Annotated in this window: 16 protein-coding genes; 9 read left to right on the forward strand and 7 right to left on the reverse strand. The window is 56.9% G+C overall.

The genetic code is table 11. From position 1 onward, the window contains the following. Positions 1–57 precede the first annotated feature (57 nt). On the reverse strand, positions 58–441 hold the full coding sequence (bssR, locus tag NL510_RS15560; protein ID WP_253378021.1) for a biofilm formation regulator BssR: 384 nt from the start codon (positions 439–441) through the stop codon (positions 58–60). Between the two features lie 185 nt (positions 442–626). Here bssR and rimO point away from each other — a divergent pair, with 185 nt between their 5' ends. Further along, the gene (rimO, locus tag NL510_RS15565) at positions 627–1,934 is read left to right on the forward strand and encodes a 30S ribosomal protein S12 methylthiotransferase RimO (RefSeq protein ID WP_253378022.1); all 1,308 of its coding nucleotides are present in this window, start codon (positions 627–629) and stop codon (positions 1,932–1,934) included. A 66-nt stretch (positions 1,935–2,000) separates the two neighbouring features. Here rimO and gsiD read toward each other — a convergent pair whose 3' ends face one another. From gsiD to gsiA, 4 genes are read right to left on the reverse strand one after another with little or no spacing between them, the layout of a single operon-like run. Next, on the reverse strand, positions 2,001–2,912 hold the full coding sequence (gene gsiD / locus NL510_RS15570; RefSeq protein WP_253378023.1) for a glutathione ABC transporter permease GsiD: 912 nt from the start codon (positions 2,910–2,912) through the stop codon (positions 2,001–2,003). A gap of 1 nt (position 2,913) precedes the next feature. Next, positions 2,914–3,834: a glutathione ABC transporter permease GsiC gene (gsiC, locus tag NL510_RS15575; RefSeq protein WP_253378024.1), complete on the reverse strand. Its 921-nt coding sequence runs from the start codon at positions 3,832–3,834 to the stop codon at positions 2,914–2,916. 45 nt (positions 3,835–3,879) lie between these two features. After that, positions 3,880–5,418, reverse strand: coding sequence for a glutathione ABC transporter substrate-binding protein GsiB (gene gsiB / locus NL510_RS15580; protein ID WP_253378025.1), 1,539 nt, complete (start codon positions 5,416–5,418; stop codon positions 3,880–3,882). A gap of 23 nt (positions 5,419–5,441) precedes the next feature. Further along, on the reverse strand, positions 5,442–7,307 hold the full coding sequence (gsiA, locus tag NL510_RS15585; protein WP_253378026.1) for a glutathione ABC transporter ATP-binding protein GsiA: 1,866 nt from the start codon (positions 7,305–7,307) through the stop codon (positions 5,442–5,444). Between the two features lie 224 nt (positions 7,308–7,531). Between gsiA and moeA the strand changes: the two genes are divergently transcribed. Together moeA and moeB are read left to right on the forward strand one after the other, a co-directional pair. Next, positions 7,532–8,764 carry a molybdopterin molybdotransferase MoeA gene (moeA, locus tag NL510_RS15590; protein WP_253378027.1) on the forward strand — a complete coding sequence of 411 codons (1,233 nt, stop codon included), beginning with the start codon at positions 7,532–7,534 and terminating at the stop codon, positions 8,762–8,764. 1 nt (position 8,765) lies between these two features. Beyond that, entirely contained in the window at positions 8,766–9,518 is a 753-nt protein-coding gene (gene moeB, locus NL510_RS15595) for a molybdopterin-synthase adenylyltransferase MoeB (RefSeq protein WP_253378028.1), read from the forward strand. Positions 9,519–9,557: 39 nt separating this feature from the next. Here the strand turns inward: moeB and fsa are convergent, their stop codons facing one another. Continuing rightward, the gene (fsa, locus tag NL510_RS15600; RefSeq protein ID WP_253378029.1) at positions 9,558–10,220 is read right to left on the reverse strand and encodes a fructose-6-phosphate aldolase; all 663 of its coding nucleotides are present in this window, start codon (positions 10,218–10,220) and stop codon (positions 9,558–9,560) included. Between the two features lie 127 nt (positions 10,221–10,347). On the opposite strand from fsa, the gene NL510_RS15605 reads away from it, so the two are divergent. The 4 genes from NL510_RS15605 (at position 10,348) to NL510_RS15620 (ending at position 16,025) form a co-directional block, all read left to right on the forward strand. Next, entirely contained in the window at positions 10,348–11,247 is a 900-nt protein-coding gene (locus NL510_RS15605; protein WP_253378030.1) for a glycyl-radical enzyme activating protein, read from the forward strand. Positions 11,248–11,251: 4 nt separating this feature from the next. Next, a complete protein-coding gene (locus NL510_RS15610; protein WP_253378031.1) occupies positions 11,252–13,684 on the forward strand; it encodes a formate C-acetyltransferase/glycerol dehydratase family glycyl radical enzyme in 2,433 nt (810 codons plus the stop codon). 119 nt (positions 13,685–13,803) lie between these two features. Continuing rightward, positions 13,804–14,619, forward strand: a complete 816-nt coding sequence (locus tag NL510_RS15615; RefSeq protein ID WP_253378032.1) for a Cof-type HAD-IIB family hydrolase — start codon at positions 13,804–13,806, stop codon at positions 14,617–14,619. 149 nt (positions 14,620–14,768) lie between these two features. Then, complete coding sequence (locus NL510_RS15620) at positions 14,769–16,025, forward strand: DUF1479 domain-containing protein (protein WP_253378033.1); 1,257 nt, start codon at positions 14,769–14,771, stop codon at positions 16,023–16,025. On the opposite strand, the gene NL510_RS15625 is transcribed toward NL510_RS15620, so the two are convergent. Continuing rightward, positions 16,022–17,095 carry a LacI family DNA-binding transcriptional regulator gene (locus NL510_RS15625; RefSeq protein ID WP_253378034.1) on the reverse strand — a complete coding sequence of 358 codons (1,074 nt, stop codon included), beginning with the start codon at positions 17,093–17,095 and terminating at the stop codon, positions 16,022–16,024. The genes NL510_RS15620 and NL510_RS15625 overlap by 4 nt on opposite strands. 288 nt (positions 17,096–17,383) lie before the next feature. Between NL510_RS15625 and NL510_RS15630 the strand changes: the two genes are divergently transcribed. Together NL510_RS15630 and NL510_RS15635 are read left to right on the forward strand one after the other, a co-directional pair. Beyond that, a complete protein-coding gene (locus NL510_RS15630; protein WP_253378035.1) occupies positions 17,384–18,685 on the forward strand; it encodes an MFS transporter in 1,302 nt (433 codons plus the stop codon). A 17-nt stretch (positions 18,686–18,702) separates the two neighbouring features. Beyond that, complete coding sequence (locus NL510_RS15635) at positions 18,703–21,069, forward strand: glycoside hydrolase family 31 protein (RefSeq protein ID WP_253378036.1); 2,367 nt, start codon at positions 18,703–18,705, stop codon at positions 21,067–21,069. Positions 21,070–21,135: the final 66 nt, after the last annotated feature.

Raw genomic sequence — 21,135 nt, forward strand, 5'->3', positions numbered from 1 at the left:
GCTTCGTTACACTTTTTACAAAAGCTTAATCAACAGGGGGAGTCTCCTCCCCCGGGATTAGTGCTGTTCAAGCCCGACGTGCTCGCTCAGGCACATGATGCACAGCGCGATCGTGGTCAGGCAGTGTTCAAGCTTATCTGGGTTAACGGCAATAAAATTCGGGCAGTCGTAACGTCCGTTCATCAAACAGACTCCTGCCAGGGAGAGCGACTCTGCGGCGCGGCGTAACGCAACCAGCTCGCTTTCACTGTATTCCATTTTCAGGAGCGGGGCTTTTTCACGCATGAAATTGCAAAGTTCAAACAGGTTGTCACGCAGTTGTTCGCTTTCACCGACTGACATATATCCTTTTGCTTTCCTCAACTGCAGATAGGCAGCAAGGTCGATTCGGGCATTGGTAAGCTTGTTCAACAGATCGCATTTCAGTCTGTCAACGGACATACTTATTCCTCCTCTTTCAGCCATGTTGCACAGTCAGAATACGGTTATTTTTTGCACAATTAAATACCTGAGATCAAAAAAATGGTTGCCCCTTTATTCCGTCTATCACTTGACCGCCTGATATAGCTATAAAGTTGCGGCATCTATATAATCCCCGGCATTGTGAGCAACTGATTGTACAAAAAATGTCTAAAATTGGTTTTATCTCATTAGGGTGCCCGAAAAACCTGGTCGATTCTGAACGCATCCTCACTGAACTTCGTACTGAAGGCTATGACGTGGTGCCACGCTACGACAACGCCGATGTGGTGATTGTCAACACCTGCGGGTTTATCGACAGCGCGGTCCAGGAGTCACTGGAAGCCATCGGTGAAGCTCTGACGGAGAACGGCAAAGTCATCGTGACCGGCTGTCTGGGCGCGAAAGTGGATCAAATCCGCGAAGTGCACCCGAAGGTGCTGGAGATAACCGGCCCGCACAGCTATGAGCAAGTGCTGGAACATGTTCATCACTATGTGCCCAAGCCAAAGCACAACCCGTTCCTGAGCCTGGTGCCGGAACAGGGCGTGAAGCTGACGCCGCGCCATTACGCCTACCTGAAAATTTCGGAAGGCTGTAACCACCGCTGCACCTTCTGCATTATCCCGTCGATGCGTGGCGATCTGGTGAGCCGTCCGATTGGTGAAGTGCTGGCAGAAGCCAAACGTCTGGCCGATGCGGGGGTGAAAGAGCTGCTGGTGATCTCTCAGGATACTTCTGCCTACGGCGTGGACGTTAAGCACCGCGCCGGGTTCCACAACGGCGAGCCGGTGAAAACCAGCATGGTTGGCCTGTGCGAGCAGCTCGCTAAACTGGGTATCTGGACGCGTTTGCACTACGTCTATCCTTACCCGCACGTTGACGACGTGATCCCGCTGATGGCCGAGGGCAAAATTTTGCCGTATCTGGATATCCCGCTCCAGCACGCCAGCCCGCGCATTCTGAAGCTGATGAAGCGTCCTGGCTCTGTTGACCGTCAACTGGCCCGCATTAAACAGTGGCGTGAAATCTGCCCTGATCTGACCCTGCGCTCAACCTTTATCGTCGGCTTCCCGGGTGAAACCGAAGACGATTTCCAGATGCTGCTCGACTTCCTGAAAGAAGCGCGTCTGGACCGCGTAGGCTGCTTCAAATACAGCCCGGTAGAAGGCGCAACGGCCAACGAACTGGCGGATCAGGTGCCGGAAGAGGTGAAAGAAGCGCGCTGGAACCGCTTCATGCAGTTGCAACAGCAGATCTCTGCAGAACGTCTGCAGGAAAAAGTGGGCCGCGAAGTTCTGGTGATCGTCGACGAAGTGGACGAGGAAGGCGCGATTGGCCGTAGCATGGCGGATGCCCCGGAAATCGACGGCGCGGTCTATCTCAACGGTGAAACCAACGTTAAACCGGGTGATATCATTCGCGTGAAGATTGAAAACGCCGACGAATATGACCTGTGGGGAAGCCGGGTTTAATACAATAGTGCCTTTCTGATGCGCTGAACAGACACCCACCCGGCCGGCATCGCCGGGTAGGTCCCTCTACCCCTTAATCCTCGGATCCAGCGCGTCGCGCAACCCATCCCCCAGCAGATTGAACGCCAGCACGGTCATAAAAATCGCCAGACTCGGAAAAATCGCCACGTGCGGCGCAATCACCATGTCCGCCCTCGCCTCGTTCAGCATCGCGCCCCACTCCGGCGTTGGAGGCTGAGCCCCTAAGCCCAGAAAAGAGAGGCTCGCCGCTGAAATAATCGACACGCCAATACGCATGGTAAAATAGACCACGATGGACGATACCGTGCCCGGCAAAATATGGCTGAACAGGATGGTGCTATCGCTGGCCCCCATGCTGCGGGCAGATTCAATAAAGGTCTGCTGCTTGAGCACCAGCGTGTTGCCACGCACGAGACGCGCAAAAGCCGGTATAGAAAACACCGCCACCGCAATAATCACGTTTGCCATACCACTGCCCATAATCGCTACCACGGCGATCGCCAGCAAAATGCCGGGAAAAGCAAACAACACATCGCAGATGCGCATGATGATGCGATCCCACCAGCCTTCGTAATACCCGGCAACCAGCCCCAGCACGGTCCCGATTGCCGCGCCGATCAGTACCGCAAAGACGCCGGCTGCCAGCGATATCTGCGCCCCCACCAGCACCCGGCTGAAGATGTCGCGCCCGAGAGAGTCCACGCCGAACCAGTGCATCATAGAAGGACCATCGTTAAGACGGTCGTAATCAAAGTAGTTTTCGGCATCGAAAGGAGCGACCCACGGGGCAATAACCGCCACCAGGATCAGCAGCAGGACAAAGAGCCCTGCCGTCATCGCGACGGGCTGGCGACGAAAACGCCGCCAGAATTCACCCCACGGCGTGCGGATATGGTCCGGCTTAAGCTCCGGCATAGCGTTTAAAAAAGCCTGACGACGCCAGTTCAACAATCGCATCTTACTTATACCTGATGGCCGGGTTAATGGCGGCGTAAAGCACATCCACCACTAAGTTGATAAGAATAAACTCCAGCGAGAAAAGCAGGACTTCCGCCTGAATCACCGGGTAATCTCGCATGTCGACCGAATCGACCAGCAAACGCCCCAGCCCCGGCCAGTTGAAAACCTTTTCCACCACAATAGAGCCGCCCAGCAGGAAGCCAAACTGCAGCCCCATCATCGTCACCACCGGGATCATCGCGTTGCGAAAACCGTGCTTGAGGATGACCCATTTCTCGCTTACCCCTTTCGCCCGCGCGGTACGGATGTAATCTTCGCTCAGCACATCCACGAACGAGGCGCGGGTGAAACGAGCCATCACGGCCGCAACGGCAGCGCCCAGGGTCATGGAAGGCAAAATATAATGTTTCCAGGTATCGGCTCCAACGGTCGGTAGCCAGCCCAGCTTCACCGAAAAGATCTGCATCAGCAGCATCCCCAGGGCAAATGCCGGGAAGGAGATCCCCGTCACGGCCAGCGTCATGCCCAGCTTATCCGGCCAGCGGTTGCGCCAGACGGCGGCGACAATCCCGGCCCCAAGGCCAAACAGCACGGCCCAGGCCATACTGGCAAGAGTTAACCAGAATGTGGGCATAAAGCGGCTGGCAATCTCTTGCGAGACGGGACGCCGTGAAACCAAAGAGGTGCCAAAATCCCCCTGAACAACATTGCCAATATAGTGCAGGAACTGCTTATACAAAGGCTGATCGAGGCCCAGCTGTTTACGCACCAGTTCAATGACGGTTGCATCCGCCTCTGGCCCTGCCACCAGCCTGGCCGGATCGCCCGGCAACATATGAACAAATAAAAACACCAGTACCGCCACAATCAGTAGCGTTGGGATCAACCCCAGCAGGCGTTTACAAACATAATTCAGCATGCCTTTCCCTCTCACCCCGCAGGCCGTCGCCTGCAGGCATGAGTTTTATTTTATCTCTGCGTCATCGAAGCTAAAGCCCGTATCCGGCATGATGTAGAACCCGGTCAGCGCCTTGTTATGTGCCGAAACCAGTTTTTCTACCACCAGCGGCACCCACGGCGACTCTTTCCAGATGACATCCTGCGCATCTTTATAGAGGCGCGCTTTCTCTTCCTGGTGGGTGGTTTTCAGGGCATCAGCCAGATCCTTATCCACCTGCGGATTGCTGTAGAAGGCCGTGTTGAAGAGCGTGGGCGGCCAGTTCTGTGAGGCAAACAGCGGCGACAGCGCCCAGTCCGCTTCACCGGTGGATGCCGTCCAGCCGGTGTAGAACATTCTCACCCCGCTCTCTTTCTGGCCTTTACCTTCCACCTCTGCCGCACGCTGTCCGGCATCCATTGCGGTAAGCTGCGCCTTAATACCAACCTGCGCCAGCTGTTGCTGGGTGAACTGCAACACCTTCTGCGCGGTACTGTGATTATGTGACGACCACAGCGTGGTGCTAAAGCCGTTCGGGTACCCCGCCTCTTTCAGCAGTTCACGCGCTTTGGCCGGATCGTAAGGCCATGGCTGATAACGTTGCGCGAATTCTATGGACGGCGGCACCACGCCCGTCGCCGGGGTGGCATAGCCCGCAAAGGCCACCTTCACCAGCGCCTGGCGGTTAATCGCGTAATTGATAGCTTCCCGCACCTTCGGATTATCAAACGGCTTTTGCGTGACATTCATGCTGATATAACGTTGCATGATAGACGGGCTGGCCACCAGCTCCAGCTTGCTGTTTTTCGCCAGAATCGCCGCCTGCTCATAGGGGATAGGGAAAGCGAACTGCGCTTCGCCGGTTTGCAGCATTGCCGCACGGGTATTGTTATCCACCACCGGACGCCAGGTAATGGTATCCAGCTTCGGCAACCCCTGCTGCCAGTACCCGGCAAATTTCTTCACCTTAACATAATCGGTCTGGTTCCAGGTCTGCAGCTCATACGGGCCGGTGCCGACCGGGTGGAAGCCTATCTCCTTACCGTATTTTTTCAGTGCCGCCGGTGAAATCATCGCCGTCGCCGGATGCGCCAGAATATTGATAAACGCCGAGAACGGCTCTTTCAGGACGATCTTCACCGTCGACGGGTCAACGACCTCGGTGCTGGCGATGTTTTTATACAGGTTGTAGCGCTTAAGGCTATTTTCCGGGTTACTGGCGCGATCGAGGTTCACCTTCACCGCTTCGGCGTTGAAATCGGTACCATCCTGGAACTTCACCCCGGTTCTAAGCTTAATGGTGTACTCCAGCCCGTCATCCGAGACGGCGTAGCTCTGCGCCAGCACGTTTTTTAGCTTCATCTCTTTATCCAGGCCAAACAGTCCCTGGTAAAAAGATTTGGCGACCGCCTGAGAGAGCGTATCGTTGGCGTCATAGGGGTCGAGGGTAGTGAAATTAGACCCGACTGCGATAACCACGTCTTTGGCAGCGAACGCGGGGGCGGCGGCCATGGCTGCCGTTACACTCGCGGCGAGTAGCCATGTACGAGCAACAAATTTAACCATTGTGTTCTCCTGCCTGTTGTAAGTTATAACCGCGAGAATGCATTGTCCTGCCGCGGGGGAGCGACAAAATGACCGGGACCCGCTTCACGTAGCGTCACCCGCTCCATTAGCTCGCCACGTTTACGAATATTGCCCGGCATTTCATCCTGCAACAGCACGCGCTGGCCGGGACGATGCGCAGGATCGGCAACCGGCACAGCGGACATCAATTTGCGGGTGTAAGGGTGCTGCGGGTTTTCGAATACCGCCCGTCGTGGGCCAATCTCAACGATTTGCCCCATGTACATCACCGCAACCCGGTGGCTGATGCGCTCAACCACCGCCATATCGTGCGAGATAAACAGGAAGGCAAGCCCCATATCTCGCTGTAAATCGAGCAATAAATTGATGATTTGCGCACGGATAGAGACATCCAGCGCTGAGACCGACTCATCGGCAATGACCACTTTCGGGTTCAGCGCCAGCGCCCGTGCAATACAGATACGCTGGCGCTGGCCGCCAGAAAACTCATGCGGATAGCGCCAGGCGTGTTCCGGTTTCAGCCCTACCCGCTCCAGCAGCCAGGCCACACGACGCTGCGCCGCGTCGCCGTCGAGCAGGTTATGCACCCGCAACGGCTCCATGATGGAATATCCCACCGTATGGCGCGGGTCGAGAGAGGCGTAGGGATCCTGAAAAATAATCTGAATGTCCCGGCGCACCGCCTGCAGCTTGCTGTCAGACAGAGTATCGATCCGCTCCCCGTCAAACGTGATGCTCCCCTCCTGGGACTCCACCAGCCTGAGCAGCGCCCGTCCGGTTGTCGATTTACCGCACCCGGACTCCCCCACCAGCGCCAGCGTCTCACCGGGCCATAAATCGAAACTGACATTTTCCACCGCGTACACTTCGCGCTTCACACGGTTCAACACCCCGCTGCGCAAAGGAAAACGGGTGACCAGGTTTCGCACTTCGAGAATAGGCCTCCCCTCTACCACGGTATCCTGCTCGGCTTCCTGAGGCCCCGCCTCTTCTGAAGCGGAGAGGGGAAAACGACGCGGCAAATCGCTGCCGTTCATCGCCCCAAGACGCGGAACGGCCGCCAACAGCGCACGGGTATAGGGGTGAACCGGCGCGTGGAAAATCTGATCTACGCTGCCCGTTTCCACCGCATTGCCCTGATGCATCACCAGCACCCGGTCGGCAATATCGGCCACTACGCCCATATCGTGGGTGATAAAAATCACCCCCATATCCATCTCCTGCTGCAACACTTTGATAAGCTGCAGGATCTGCGCCTGAATGGTTACATCCAGCGCCGTGGTGGGTTCATCGGCGATCAGCACCGCCGGACGGCACGACAGCGCCATGGCAATCATCACCCGCTGGCGCATGCCGCCAGAAAGTTGATGAGGATAACGTGCCAGAATGGTTTGCGCCTCCGGGATACGCACCCGCTCCAGCATCCGTTTAGCCTCGTCAAGCGCCTCATCGCCGTTCAGCCCCTGATGCAGGCGGATAGACTCGGCAATCTGCTCTCCTACCGGGAAGACCGGGTTCAGGGAGGTCATCGGCTCCTGGAATATCATGGCGATATCCGCCCCGCGTACACTCTGCATCTGTGAGGCGCTCATTTCAGGGAGATCAATCACCTGATGGTTACGGCGGCGTAGCAGCATTTTTTCGCAGGTGACCTGCCCGCCCGTCTGTTCAAGCAGACGCATCAACGCCAGAGCGGTCACCGACTTACCGGAACCGGATTCACCCACAATCGCCAGCGTTTCGCCACGATGAAGCGAAAACGATAAATTCTGTACTGCGGGGATGAACTGCCGCTCTTCCTGAAACGCAATATTCAGTTGATGGACCGCCAGCACTTCACGATTGTCCAGCTCTTCACTGTGCGGCACGTTTTGCCCTCTTGTTCACGATAAATTCCCGGACCGGGTTCATCCCCGTCAGCCCGATTGGCGGCTTTTTCTATAAATATCATTATCGTCGATGAATCATCAGATGATTTTTGAATATAGAAAGACGTAACAGTGATGTAAAGCGTACGCCCATCGGGTCATACAGTTAGCCGCACTTTTCTGCCATAATGAGCGCTTTCGTTGCTATTTTGCAGGAGCCCCCCATGGATTTTACCGCCGGACTGATGCCACTTGAGACGGCACTCACGCAGATGCTCGACCGCATTTCCCCGCTGCAAGATGTCGAGACGCTGCCATTGGGGCGCGGTTTTGGTCGTATCGCCGCGCGCGATATCGTCTCCCCGCTTAACGTGCCGGGGTTCGATAACTCGGCAATGGACGGGTATGCGGTACGCCTGGCGGATGTTGCAACGGGCAACGCCCTGCCGGTTGCGGGCAAAGCCTTTGCGGGTCAGCCGTTTAACGCTGCATGGCCTGTGGGCACCTGTGTACGCATCATGACCGGCGCGCCGGTTCCGGCGGGCTGTGATGCGGTGGTGATGCAGGAAGAGACCGAACAAACTGACGGCGGCGTGCGCGTTACCGCCAGCGTCAACGCGGGGCAAAACATCCGCCGTGCCGGAGAAGACATAACCCTCGGCACGGTTGTTTATGCCGCCGGGCAAAAGCTGACGGTAGCCGAACTGCCGGTGCTGGCTTCACTCGGCATCGCGGAGCTTGTAGTGGTTCGTAAAGTGCGCGTCGCCATTTTTTCCACCGGCGATGAACTGCAGCTTCCCGGCCAGCCGTTGCAGGAGGGGCAGATTTACGATACCAACCGTCTGGCAGTGCATTTGATGCTGGAGCAGTTGGGCTGCGAGGTGATTAACCTGGGCATCATTCCTGACGATCCGCAAAAACTGCGCGCCGCGTTTATTGAAGCGGACAACGCCGCTGATGTCGTGATTAGCTCCGGCGGCGTCTCCGTGGGCGAAGCGGATTACACCAAAATTCTGCTTGAGGAGTTGGGTGAAATTGGCTTCTGGAAGCTGGCCATCAAACCGGGCAAGCCCTTCGCCTTTGGCAAGCTGGCGCACAGCTGGTTTTGCGGCCTGCCGGGTAACCCCGTCTCTGCCGCGCTCACCTTTTATCAGCTGGTGCTGCCGATGCTGGCGAAGCTCTCTGGCAACACCGCCAGCCCGCTGCCGTTACGCCAGCGCGTACGGGCGGCGACGCGTCTGAAAAAATCTCCGGGTCGTCTCGATTTCCAGCGCGGCATTCTGACGCGCAACGCCGAGGGGGCGCTGGAAGTAAGCACCACCGGCCATCAGGGTTCGCACATTTTCAGCTCCTTCAGCCAGGGCAACTGTTTTATCGTGCTGGAGCGCGAGCGCGGCAATGTAGAAGCGGGCGAGTGGGTCGAGGTGGAGAGCTTTAACCACCTGTTCGGAGGCTAAGATGAGCGTGGAATTGAGCGACCAGGAGATGATGCGTTATAACCGCCAGATCGTTCTGCGGGGTTTTGATTTTGACGGCCAGGAGGCGCTTAAGGCGGCGCGGGTGCTGGTCGTCGGGTTAGGCGGTCTGGGCTGCGCTGCGGCGCAGTACCTGGCTGCAGCGGGCGTCGGCGGTATGACGCTGCTGGACTTCGATACCGTGTCGGTGTCAAACCTGCAGCGCCAGACGTTACACAGCGACGAGACGATTGGCCAGCCGAAAGTGGCATCTGCCCGCGCGGTACTCGCGCGGATTAACCCCAATGTTCAGTTCACCCTCATTGACGCCATGCTGGATGACAAAGCGCTGTTTGCGCAGATTGCGCAACACGATCTGGTGCTGGACTGCACCGATAACGTCGCCATCCGTAACCAGTTGAATGCAGGATGTTTTAGCCATAAAACGCCGCTGGTTTCCGGCGCCGCCATCCGCATGGAGGGGCAAATCAGCGTATTTACCTGGGCCGAGGGCGAACCCTGCTATCGCTGCCTGAGCCGCCTGTTTGGCGAGAACGCGCTCACCTGCGTGGAAGCCGGGGTTATGGCCCCGCTGGTCGGCGTGATTGGCTCCCTGCAGGCGATGGAAGCCATCAAGATCTTAACCCGCTACGGCACGCCTGTAGCGGGAAAAATCGTGCTCTATGACGCGATGACCTGCCAGTTCCGCGAGATGGCGTTGATGCGCAATCCGGGGTGCGACGTTTGTGGCCGGTAAAAAAGCCGGGTAGCGGCTTCGCCTTACCCGACAACCGCATCAGAGAGACGTCCGCCCAAACGCCTCCTGCCAGTCCTGCTCAAACTTCACCATCGCCGCATCCACCGCCGGTGAGGCAATAAACTGTTGCGCGACGTCCAGCGGCAGCGTGATGGACTGACACCCTGCCAGCAGGCAGTCCAGCGCCTGACGCGGCGTTTTAAAGCTCGCGGCCAGCACTTTTGACCGCGGCGCGTGCAGCGTAAGCAATTGCTGCAACTCAATAACCGTCTTGATCCCGTCTCCGCCCTGCGCGTCCACGCGGTTAACGTAAGGCGCAACATATTCTGCCCCCGCCAGCGCGGAGAACATCCCCTGGGCGGCGCCGTAAACTGCCGTACCCAGCGTCGGGATCCCTTCTGCTTTCAGCATCTTGATTGCCGCCAGCCCTTCGGCTGTGACCGGCACTTTTACCACCAGATCGTGGATTATCGCGCGCAGTTTACGCGCATCTTCCACCATCTCCTCGGCGGTGGTGGCCATCACCTGCGCAAACAGGCGTCCTTTCCCGCCCAGCGCGTCGTGTAGCTCTGGCAGCAGTACCTCCAGCGGCGTTTTTCCCGCCGCGACAATGCTTGGGTTAGTGGTCACGCCTGCCAGCGGAAAGATACGCGCCAGCTTTTTGACTGCCGCAACATCAGATGTATCGAGATAAAGTTCCATAAAGCGATCCTCAAAATTTGCCTGCAATAACCCTATCATGACAAAACCTGCTCAAGAGTTGACCTGCATCAAGATAACTTTCATTCGAAAGTATTTTAATCTTCGTATGCAATTAGAGGGCGAAAAAATGATCTTCAATATTCAGCGTTACTCTACCCATGATGGTCCCGGCATTCGTACCGTGGTGTTCCTGAAAGGCTGCTCGCTGGGCTGCCGATGGTGCCAGAATCCGGAAAGCCGCGCCCGCACGCGGGACGTGCTGTTTGATGCCCGTCTGTGCCTCGAAGGCTGCGACCTATGCCAACAGGCCGCGCCAACGTGCATTGAACGTGCGCTGAATGGGCTGGTGATTCACCGCCAAAAACTGAGCGAAGAAACGCTCAATGCCCTCACCGACTGCTGCCCGACGCAGGCGCTCAGCGTCTGCGGCGAAGAGCAACAGGCCGCGGAAATCATGGCGACTGTGCTGCGCGACAAGCCGTTTTACGATCGTAGCGGCGGCGGTATTACCCTCTCCGGCGGAGAGCCGTTTATGAACCCCGACCTGGCCCTGGCGCTGTTCAAACTAAGCCATGAGCACGCTATCCATACCGCCGTCGAGACCTGCCTGCACGTACCGTGGCACTATATCGAGCCCTCATTACCCTATGTCGATCTGTTCCTCGCCGACCTCAAGCATGTCGATGGCGCGATTTTCAAGCAGTGGACGGATGGCTCAGCAAAACGGATCCTCGATAACCTGAAACGCCTGGCGGCAGCCGGGAAAAAAATAACCCTGCGCGTACCGCTGATCCCAGGCTTTAACGCCGATGAAGCCTCCATTACCGCGATCACCAATTTCGCGGCCGACGAACTCAACGTTCACGACATTCATTTTCTGCCGTACCACACGCTGGGCATGAACAAATACGCCCTGCTCGGTCAACCTTACTCTGCTCCTGACAAACCGCTGGATAACCCTGCGCTACTGGATTTTGCTCAGCAATACGCCTGCCAGAAAGGATTAACCGCGACCTTACGAGGATAAAATTATGACGACCCTGAATCTCAACACCCTCAGCGAGCGCATTAAAGCGCACAAAATGGCGCTGGTACACATCGTTAAGCCACCGGTCTGTACCGAGCGTGCACAGCATTACACCGAAATGTACCAGCAGCACATGGATAAGCCGATCCCGGTACGTCGTGCCCTGGCGCTGGCGCATCATCTGGCGCAACGCACCATCTGGATCAAACACGATGAGCTGATCGTCGGGAATCAGGCAAGCATCGTGCGCGCCGCCCCGATCTTCCCGGAATATACCGTCTCCTGGATTGAGAAAGAGATCGACGATCTGGCCGATCGCCCTGGCGCAGGCTTCTCAGTGAACGAAGAGAATAAGCGCGTTCTGCATGAGATTTGCCCGTGGTGGCGCGGTCAGACGGTTCAGGATCGCTGCTACGGAATGTTTACCGACGAACAAAAAGGGCTGCTGGAGACCGGCATTATCAAAGCCGAAGGCAACATGACCTCTGGCGATGCGCACCTTGCCGTTAACTTCCCGCTGCTGCTGGAAAAAGGTCTCGACGGCCTGCGCGCGAAAGTGGCCGAGCGCCGCTCACGCATTAACCTGACGGTGCTGGACGACCTGCACGGCGACCAGTTCCTGAAAGCGATCGCTATCGTGCTGGACGCCGTGAGTCTGCATATTGAACGTTTCGCCGCACTGGCGCGCGAAATGGCCGCCGCCGAAACCCGCGAAAACCGCCGCGATGAGCTGCTCGCTATTGCCGAAAACTGCGACGTTATCGCTCACCAACCGCCAAAATCGTTCTGGCAGGCGCTGCAGCTCTGCTACTTCATCCAGTTGATCCTGCAGATTGAATCCAACGGCCACTCCGTGTCGTTTGCCCGCATGGACCAGTATCTCTATCCCTACTACCGCCGCGACGTGGAACTGAACCAGAGCCTCGATCGCGAACACGCTATTGAGCTGCTGCACAGCTGCTGGCTGAAGCTGCTGGAAGTGAACAAGATCCGCTCCGGCTCGCACTCAAAAGCGTCAGCCGGTAGCCCGCTGTACCAGAACGTCACCATCGGCGGCCAGACGCTGGTGAACGGTGAGCCAATGGACGCGGTGAACCCGCTTTCTTACGCCATTCTGGAATCCTGCGGCCGCCTGCGCTCCACCCAGCCCAACCTGAGCGTGCGCTATCACGCGGGCATGAGCAACGATTTCCTTGATGCTTGCGTGCAGGTGATCCGCTGCGGCTTCGGCATGCCCGCGTTTAACAACGATGAAATCGTGATCCCGGAATTCATCAAGCTGGGCATCGAAAAAGACGATGCCTACGACTACGCCGCCATTGGCTGTATTGAAACCGCCGTGGGCGGCAAATGGGGTTATCGCTGTACCGGCATGAGCTTCATTAACTTTGCGCGCGTGATGCTGGCAGCGATGGAAGGCGGCCGGGATGCCACCAGCGGCAAGGTGTTCCTGGCGCAGGAGCAAGCGCTCTCTGCGGGTAACTTTGCTAACTTCGAGGAAGTGATGGCGGCCTGGGATACCCAGATCCGCTATTACACCCGCAAATCCATCGAGATTGAGTACGTGGTGGACACCATGCTGGAGGAGAACGTCCATGACATTCTCTGCTCCGCGCTGGTAGATGACTGCATCGAGCGGGCGAAAAGCATTAAGCAAGGCGGCGCGAAATACGACTGGGTCTCCGGTCTGCAGGTCGGCATAGCCAACCTCGGCAACAGCCTGGCGGCGGTGAAAAAACTGGTCTTCGACCAGGGCATGATTGGCCAGCAGCAGCTGGCCGCCGCGCTGGCGGATGATTTCGACGGACTGTCGCACGAGCAACTTCGCCAGCGTTTGATCAACGGCGCGCCGAAGTATGGTAATGATGACGACAGCGTGGACATGCTGCTGACCCGTGCGTACACGACCTACATTGAAGCGCTGAAGCAGTACCACAACCCGCGCTACGGCCGCGGTCCGATTGGCGGAAACTACTACGCCGGGACATCATCCATCTCCGCGAACGTGCCGTTTGGCGCGGCGACCATGGCCACGCCGGACGGACGTAAAGCGCATACCCCGCTGGCGGAAGGGGCAAGCCCGGCCTCGGGTACTGACCACCTTGGCCCCACGGCGGTGATTGGCTCAGTGGGTAAACTGCCGACAGAGGCTATCCTGGGCGGCGTGCTGTTAAACCAGAAGCTAAACCCGGCAACGCTGGAAAACGACAGCGACCGCCAGAAGCTGATGGTGCTGATGCGAACCTTCTTCGAGGTGCATAAAGGCTGGCACATTCAGTACAACATTGTCTCACGCGAGACGCTGCTGGAAGCGAAGAAACACCCTGACCAGTATCGTGACCTGGTTGTGCGCGTAGCGGGTTACTCGGCGTTCTTTACCGCCCTGTCACCGGATGCGCAGGACGACATTATTGCCCGCACGGAGCACACACTTTAAAAAAACGCCCGGTGGCGTTGCGCTTACCGGGCTTTTCCCTTTCATTCGAAATTAAATTTGTGCTCCCCGTCACCTTGTTATTAGAATGTTTCAAACGCAGTGACTCAGGAGCGCAATGTATGACCATTAAAGTTATCGTCACAGACATGGACGGAACTTTCCTTGATGATGCCAAGCAGTACGACAGGGACCGCTTCGAGGCACAGTTTGAGCAGCTTAACGCACGCAATATTGAATTCGTGGTTGCCAGCGGCAATCAGTATTACCAGCTCATCTCCTTCTTCCCGACGCTGAAAGAGCAGATCTCCTTCGTGGCGGAAAACGGCGCGCTGGTGTTCGATCACGGCGAACAGATTTTCCACGGTGAGCTGACCCGCCACGAATCTCAAACGGTTATGGGCGAATTGCTGAAAGACCAGGCGCTTAACTTTGTGGCCTGCGGGCTGGAGAGCGCCTACATCAGCGACAAGGCACCGGATGATTTCGTGGCGCTGATGTCGAAGCACTATCACCGCTTAAAACGTATTAGTGATTATCGCGAGATTGACGATGTGCTGTTCAAGTTCTCCCTCAACCTGCCCGACAGCAATATCCCGAATTTGATCGACAAGCTGCACGTCTCGCTGGATGGAATCATGAAGCCGGTTACCAGCGGTTTTGGGTTTGTTGATTTGATCATCCCCGGCCTGCACAAAGCCAACGGTATCAGCCGTTTGCTGAAACTCTGGCAGGTCTCGCCACAGGCGTGTGTCGCAATCGGCGACAGTGGCAACGATGCAGAGATGCTCAAGCTGGTGAAATACTCCTTTGCGATGGGCAACGCGGCAGAGAGTATCAAAGAGATCGGCCGCTATAGCACCGACGACAACAACCGGCAGGGCGCGCTGAATGTTATTCAGGCCGTGCTCGACGCCCGGCCGCCCTTCGACGTCTGACCGCATTCCCGCCGGAGCACCACTCCGGCACCCCACTCTTTTTCCAGCCTGTGCTGCGCATCAAGTTTTTAAACTTGCATTCACCTATTTTTAACTTAAAGTATCATTTGTAGATACTTTTACTTTCGTATGAAAGATGCGAGGCGGTTATGACTTTTTCCAGTGAAATTTTGCCTGCGGACCACAACGCGGCAATCCGTCAGATGAAACGTGAGTTACGCGCGCAGATCGGCGACGTTCAGGCGGTGTTCGATAAGCTTAGCGATAACATTGCCACCCATGTGGCCGAAATTAATTCCCTGAAAACCCAAGGGGCGGATGTGTGGCCGGTTATCCCGTTTGCGGATGTGGCAAACGGCACCCTCACCCAGGCACAGCGCGAAGCGGTAAAAAGACGGGGCTGTGCGGTGATTAAAGGTCACTTTCCGCGCGAACAGGCGTTAGCGTGGGATCAATCGATGCTCGACTACCTTGACGTCAACCGGTTTGATGCGGTCTACAAAGGCCCGGGCGACAACTTCTTCGGTACCTTAACGGCCTCCCGTCCGGAGATCTTCCCGATCTACTGGTCGCAGGCACAAATGCAGGCACGCCAGAGTGAAGAGATGGCGCAGGTGCAGTCATTCCTGAACCGTTTATGGACATTCGAGAGCAACGGTAAACAGTGGTTCAACCCGGACGTGAGCGTGATTTACCCGGACCGTATTCGCCGTCGTCCGCCGGGAACTACCTCTAAAGGATTGGGCGCCCATACCGACTCCGGCGCGCTGGAGCGCTGGCTGCTGCCCGCATACCAACAGGTTTTCGCTCGCGTATTTGACGGCAATGTTGAGAAATACGATCCCTGGAACGCCGCGCACCGTACTGAAGTGGAAGAGTACACCGTGGATAACACCACTAAGTGCTCGGTGTTCCGTACCTTCCAGGGCTGGACGGCGCTGTCCGACATGATCCCGGACCAGGGCTTGCTGCACGTAGTGCCCATTCCGCAAGCGATGGCCTATATTCTGCTGCGTCCGCTGCTGGACGATGTGCCGGAAGATGAACTGTGCGGTGTCGCACCGGGACGCGTACTGCCGATTTCTGAAAAATGGCACCCGCTGTTAATCGAAGCCTTGACCAGCATTCCGGCGCTGGAAGCGGGCGATTCCGTGTGGTGGCACTGCGATGTTATCCACTCAGTCGCACCGGTTGACAACCAGCAGGGCTGGGGCAACGTAATGTATATTCCTGCCGCCCCGATGTGTGAAAAGAATCTGGCCTACGCGAAGAAGGTGAAAGCGGCGCTGGAAACCGGCGCGTCGCCGGGTGATTTCCCGCGTGAGGATTACGAGAAAAGCTGGCAGGATCGCTTTACCCTGGACGATCTGAATATTCACGGCAAGCGCGCCCTGGGAATGATTTAACTGTCATAAAGCCCCTCCCGCTCAACGGCGGTGCGTCGTTTCCCCTGACGTATCCGCCGTACTGACTCCCGCACGGTCAGCGTTCCATTAAGCAATAACGTTCCCACCGGCGCGTCCGGGCGCATAAGCCGCTGCTGGAGCATATGCACCGCTTCAGTGCCCAGCTCATCGCGCGGAACATGCACTGCCGTTAACGGAACATCCTGAATCGCCGCCAGATTAAAACCATCAATACTCATCACCGAAACGTCCTGGGGTACGCGTAACCCCTGCTTTTGCAACGCGCTGATGGCGCCCGCCGCCATAAAGTCGCCGCCAACTAAAAAGGCGGTGGGTAAGTCCTTTCCCTGCCGCTGGCTGAGCCAGATGCTAACCAGGTGCTCCGCTTCACGCGCGCTAAAGCTTGGCGCCACCAGCAGGTCCCGGTGGTCATTGAACGTCAGGTTATGCGACTGCCACGCATCACGGATCCCTGCCAGACGCAACTCCATGGTGTAACGCCGCAGGCAGAGCACCGTCATCACCTCACAGTGCCCCATTTCAAACAGGTATTCCGCTGCCCGCTCGCCGATGGCGCGGTGATCGGGTGTGATGGCGGGCAGACGCATGCGCCGGTCGCGGCAGTTAATGAGCATGCAGGGTTTACCGACGTCGACCGCTAAATCATGTATATGCGGATCGTCGATACCGAGAAGGATCGCCGCCTGGGTATCCGCTTCATTCATTCGCGCCAGGAATAGCTGTGCATCGCTGTCATTCTCTTCCAGCGCGCAGAAGCGTAATCGCACCTCATGCGACGCCAGTCCTTTACTGACGCTCTGAAGAACGCGGTAGTAAAAGATGTCGGACCGCTCGTCAAATGCCCGCTGCGGCGCAAATACCACCAGACTATTGAGCAGCAGGCGCCCCGCCGCGAGGCCGTCCATTACGCCTAACTCTCGCGCGCATTCCAGCACTTTCTGGCGTGCTTTTTCGCTAGTGTTGGCCTTCCCCGCCAGCACGCGCGAAACGGTGCTGATTGAGAGCTGGGTACGAGCGGCAATTTCAGTGATTTTTAGCCTTTTGTCCATTTTGTGATCTGGCTCCCTTTGCGAAATGACAAAATTTTCATAGCGTATTTATCAGGTCAGAGCTGATGTTCAATGCATCATGCCAAATGATTGATGTTAGTTATGAGAAATCTTGCACAAAATCCACTATTGCCCGTCCATTTTCTCCCTTAAGGTGAACCTGTCACACAGCTTCCATACTAGTTGTATGCCAAAGTAAAGCATTAAAACAGATAACTATCAACGTCATATAAATCTGTGTGATATCTGAACCGTCTGTCCCCTACCGTCCGTCTTGCGGAGAGTAAAATGAGTCAGGACATCAATAACACCGTTGCGACAAGCAAAACCCGTCGCGTCATTAAAAACCTGCGCTGGTATGTGCTGGTGCTGTTCTTACTGGGCGTGACTGTCAACTACATCACCCGAAACTCGCTAGGTATTCTCGCGCCGGAGCTGAAAGAGAGTCTGGGGATCACCACCGAGCAATACTCCTGGATCGTCGGCGCTTTCCAGATTGCGTACACCATTTTCCAGCCGCTGTGCGGCTGGTTGATTGACGTCATCGGCCTGAAAATTGGCTTTATGGTTTGCGCCGGGATATGGGCGCTGATGTGTATTTTCCACGCGGGCGCCGGAAGCTGGCTGCATCTGGCGATCCTGCGCTTCTTTATGGGGGCTTCAGAAGCCGCCGCCACGCCGGCAAATGCTAAAACTATTGGCGAATGGTTCCCGAAATCGGAACGTCCTGTAGCGGCCGGTTGGGCTGGCGTAGGCTTCTCTGTAGGTGCAATGCTGGCGCCGCCAATCATCTACTTCGCACACGCGTCGTTTGGCTGGCAGGGCGCATTTATGTTTACCGGTGTGCTGGCGCTGCTGTGGGTGATTTTGTGGTGGGCGTTCTACCATAATCCGGAACAACATCCGAACCTGGGCAAAGACGAGCTGGCGTTTATCCAGCAGGATAACGAACCGCCTGCGGTTAAACTGCCCTTCCTCACCGCCCTCAAAACCGTCTCCAGGAATAAACGTTTTTACGGTATCGCCCTCCCGGCCTTTATGGCAGAGCCAGCCTGGGCAGTGCTGAGCTTCTGGGTGCCGCTGTATCTCGCCAAAGAGCACGGCATGGATCTGAAGCAAATAGCCATGTTTGCCTGGCTGCCGTTCCTCGCCGCCGACCTCGGCAGCGTGGCGAGCGGCTATTTGACTCGCCTTTATACCCACATGTTCGGCTGCTCCCGCGTGAACGCCGTGGTTGCCAGCTCCGTGACCGGCGCGTTTTTGATGATCTCATTAGCCATTGTCGCCATTACCCGCGACCCGTACATCACCATCGTGTTGATCTCCATCGGCGGCTTCGGGCATCAGATAATCTCCTGCATGCTCAGCGCCCTCGTGGTGGAGTCGTTCGATAAAGGCCAGATGGCGACCGTTAACGGCATGCGCGGCTCGGCGGCCTGGATCGCCAGCTTCCTGTTCTCGCTTTTGATTGGGGTGACCGCCGATAAGATAGGCTTTAACCCGCTCTTCATTGCCATGGGGTTCTTTGACCTGATTGGCGCTGTTTTCCTGGTAGCATTTATTGCTGAACGTCGCGCCAAGCGCGCCTGATAGTGGATGTATTGCATATGAAAACCCTGAAAAACTGGACCCTGGATAAACAATCAGCCAACCACCTGGAACTGCTGGTCGATAATCAGCATCGTCTGTGCCTGTATGTGCTGGAAGAGAATCTGTTCCGCGTGCTGATTAAACGCCAGGGGGAATTGACGCTTGACCGCACCTGGAGCATCGCCCCGGATAAAGATGTGCCATGGGAAGGCCGCCATCGCGATGACGTGAGCGGTTTCTCCTGCCCGGCCTGGACGCTGGCGCAGCAGGATGATGTGTTGAGCGTCGCAACCGAACAGTTGCGCGTCACCGTGCATCAGCCGCTGTGGCTGGAGTGGCACTACCGCAATGAGGCCAGTGAGTGGCAGCCGCTGGTGACCGACCGCCCCACCAGCGCGTATCTGCTTAACGCCCACGGCGACGGGGTGGCACACTACCTCAGCCGCCGTCAGGACGAGCGTTTTTATGGGCTGGGAGAAAAGGCAGGTCATTTGCAGCGCAACGGTAACCGTTACGAGATGCGTAACCTTGACGCGATGGGCTATAACGCCGCCAGCACCGACCCGCTGTACAAGCATATTCCGTTCACCATCACCCGCCGCGATGACGTGAGTTATGGCCTGTTTTACGACAACCTGAGCAACTGCTGGCTGGATCTGGGTAATGAGATTGACAACTACCACACCGCCTATCGTCGCTGGCAGGCGGAAGCGGGCGATATCGATTACTACATATTTACTGGCAAACGCGTGCTGGACATCACCAAAGCCTTCGTGCGCCTGACCGGGAAAACGCTTTTCGGGCCGAAATGGAGCCTGGGGTATAGCGGTTCGACCATGCACTATACCGATGCACCGGACGCGCAAAACCAGCTGATGAACTTTATTCGCCTGTGCCAGGAGCACGCGATCCCGTGTGACTCGTTCCAGCTCTCGTCCGGCTATACCTCGATCAACGGCAAACGCTACGTCTTTAACTGGAACCACGACAAAGTGCCGCAGCCGAAGCTGATGAGCCAGGCGTTCCACGATGCAGGGCTGAAACTGGCGGCAAACATCAAGCCGTGCCTGCTGCAGGATCACCCGCGCTACAACGAAGTGGCGGAAAACGGGTTATTCATCCGGGATTCAGAAACCGATGCGCCAGAACGTTCCAGCTTCTGGGATGACGAAGGTTCCCACCTTGACTTTACCAACCCCAAAACGGTGCAGTGGTGGCAGGCGGGTGTAACCACCCAGCTACTGGAAATGGGTATCGACTCTACCTGGAACGATAACAACGAGTATGAGGTGTGGGACGGGGAAGCGCGTTGTTACGGCTTCGGCAAGGAAATTGCTATCAAGCATATTCGCCCGGTGATGCCGCTTCTGATGATGCGTGCCTCGCTGGAAGCGCAGCAGCGCTTTGCGCCGGGTAAACGGCCTTATCTTATCTCCCGCTCTGGCTGTGCCGGGATGCAGCGCTACGTGCAGACCTGGAGCGGTGATAACCGTACCAACTGGGACACCTTGCGTTTTAATACCCGCATGGGGCTGGGGATGAGTTTGTCCGGGCTGTTTAACATCGGCCACGACGTTGGCGGCTTCTCCGGCGATAAGCCGGATGCCGAGCTGTTTGTACGTTGGGTGCAGAACGGCGTGATGCATCCACGCTTTACCATTCACTCGTGGAATGACGACCACACGGTAAATGAACCGTGGATGTATCCGGGCGTCACGCCAGCCATTCGCAGCGCGATTGAGCTGCGCTACCGCCTGCTGCCGTATTTTTACACCCTGCTCTGGCAGGCGCACGTGGATGATGAACCTATGCTACGTCCGACCTTCCTCGACCACGAACACGATGTTCAAACCTTTGAAGAGTGCGATGACTTCCTGCTGGGCCGTGACGTGCTGGTGGTCAGCGTGGTGGAGGCCGGGCAGCGTGAGCGCCGAGTCTGGCTGCCGGATAACGAAAGCGGCTGGTATGATTTCTACACCCACGCGTGGTTCGCAGGCGGCCAGTGGATTGTCCTCAACGCACCGCTGGAAAAACTGCCGCTGCTGGTACGCGCCGGTGCCGGTCTGCCACTCAGCGAGCGCATCACCCACGTGAATGCTGCAAAAGATGATACCCGCGAGCTAAAACTGTTCCCGGTAAAAGGCGTGGGAACGACCTCTGGCCTGCTGTTTGAAGACGATGGCGAAAGCTGGGGCTACCAGAGGGGCAATGCGCTGTGGGTGGAGTGGGAAATGGTATGTGAGGGGGCAACCATCAACCTGAAGGTCCAGGCGCGCGGAGATTATCGCCCGGCATGGAAAGCGCTGAAGGTGTCATTACCGGCAGGAGAAAAACGGACGCTGCGGGTGAATGGTGTTAAAGGGGGTGAGTGGGTGATGTCATAGCCCCTCCCCCAGGAGCGAGGGTGAAAACCGCACTGAGCAGTCCCCTCTCCCCTATGGGGGGAGGGG

The organism is unidentified bacterial endosymbiont (genome assembly GCF_918797525.1).
Taxonomy (GTDB): domain Bacteria; phylum Pseudomonadota; class Gammaproteobacteria; order Enterobacterales; family Enterobacteriaceae; genus Enterobacter.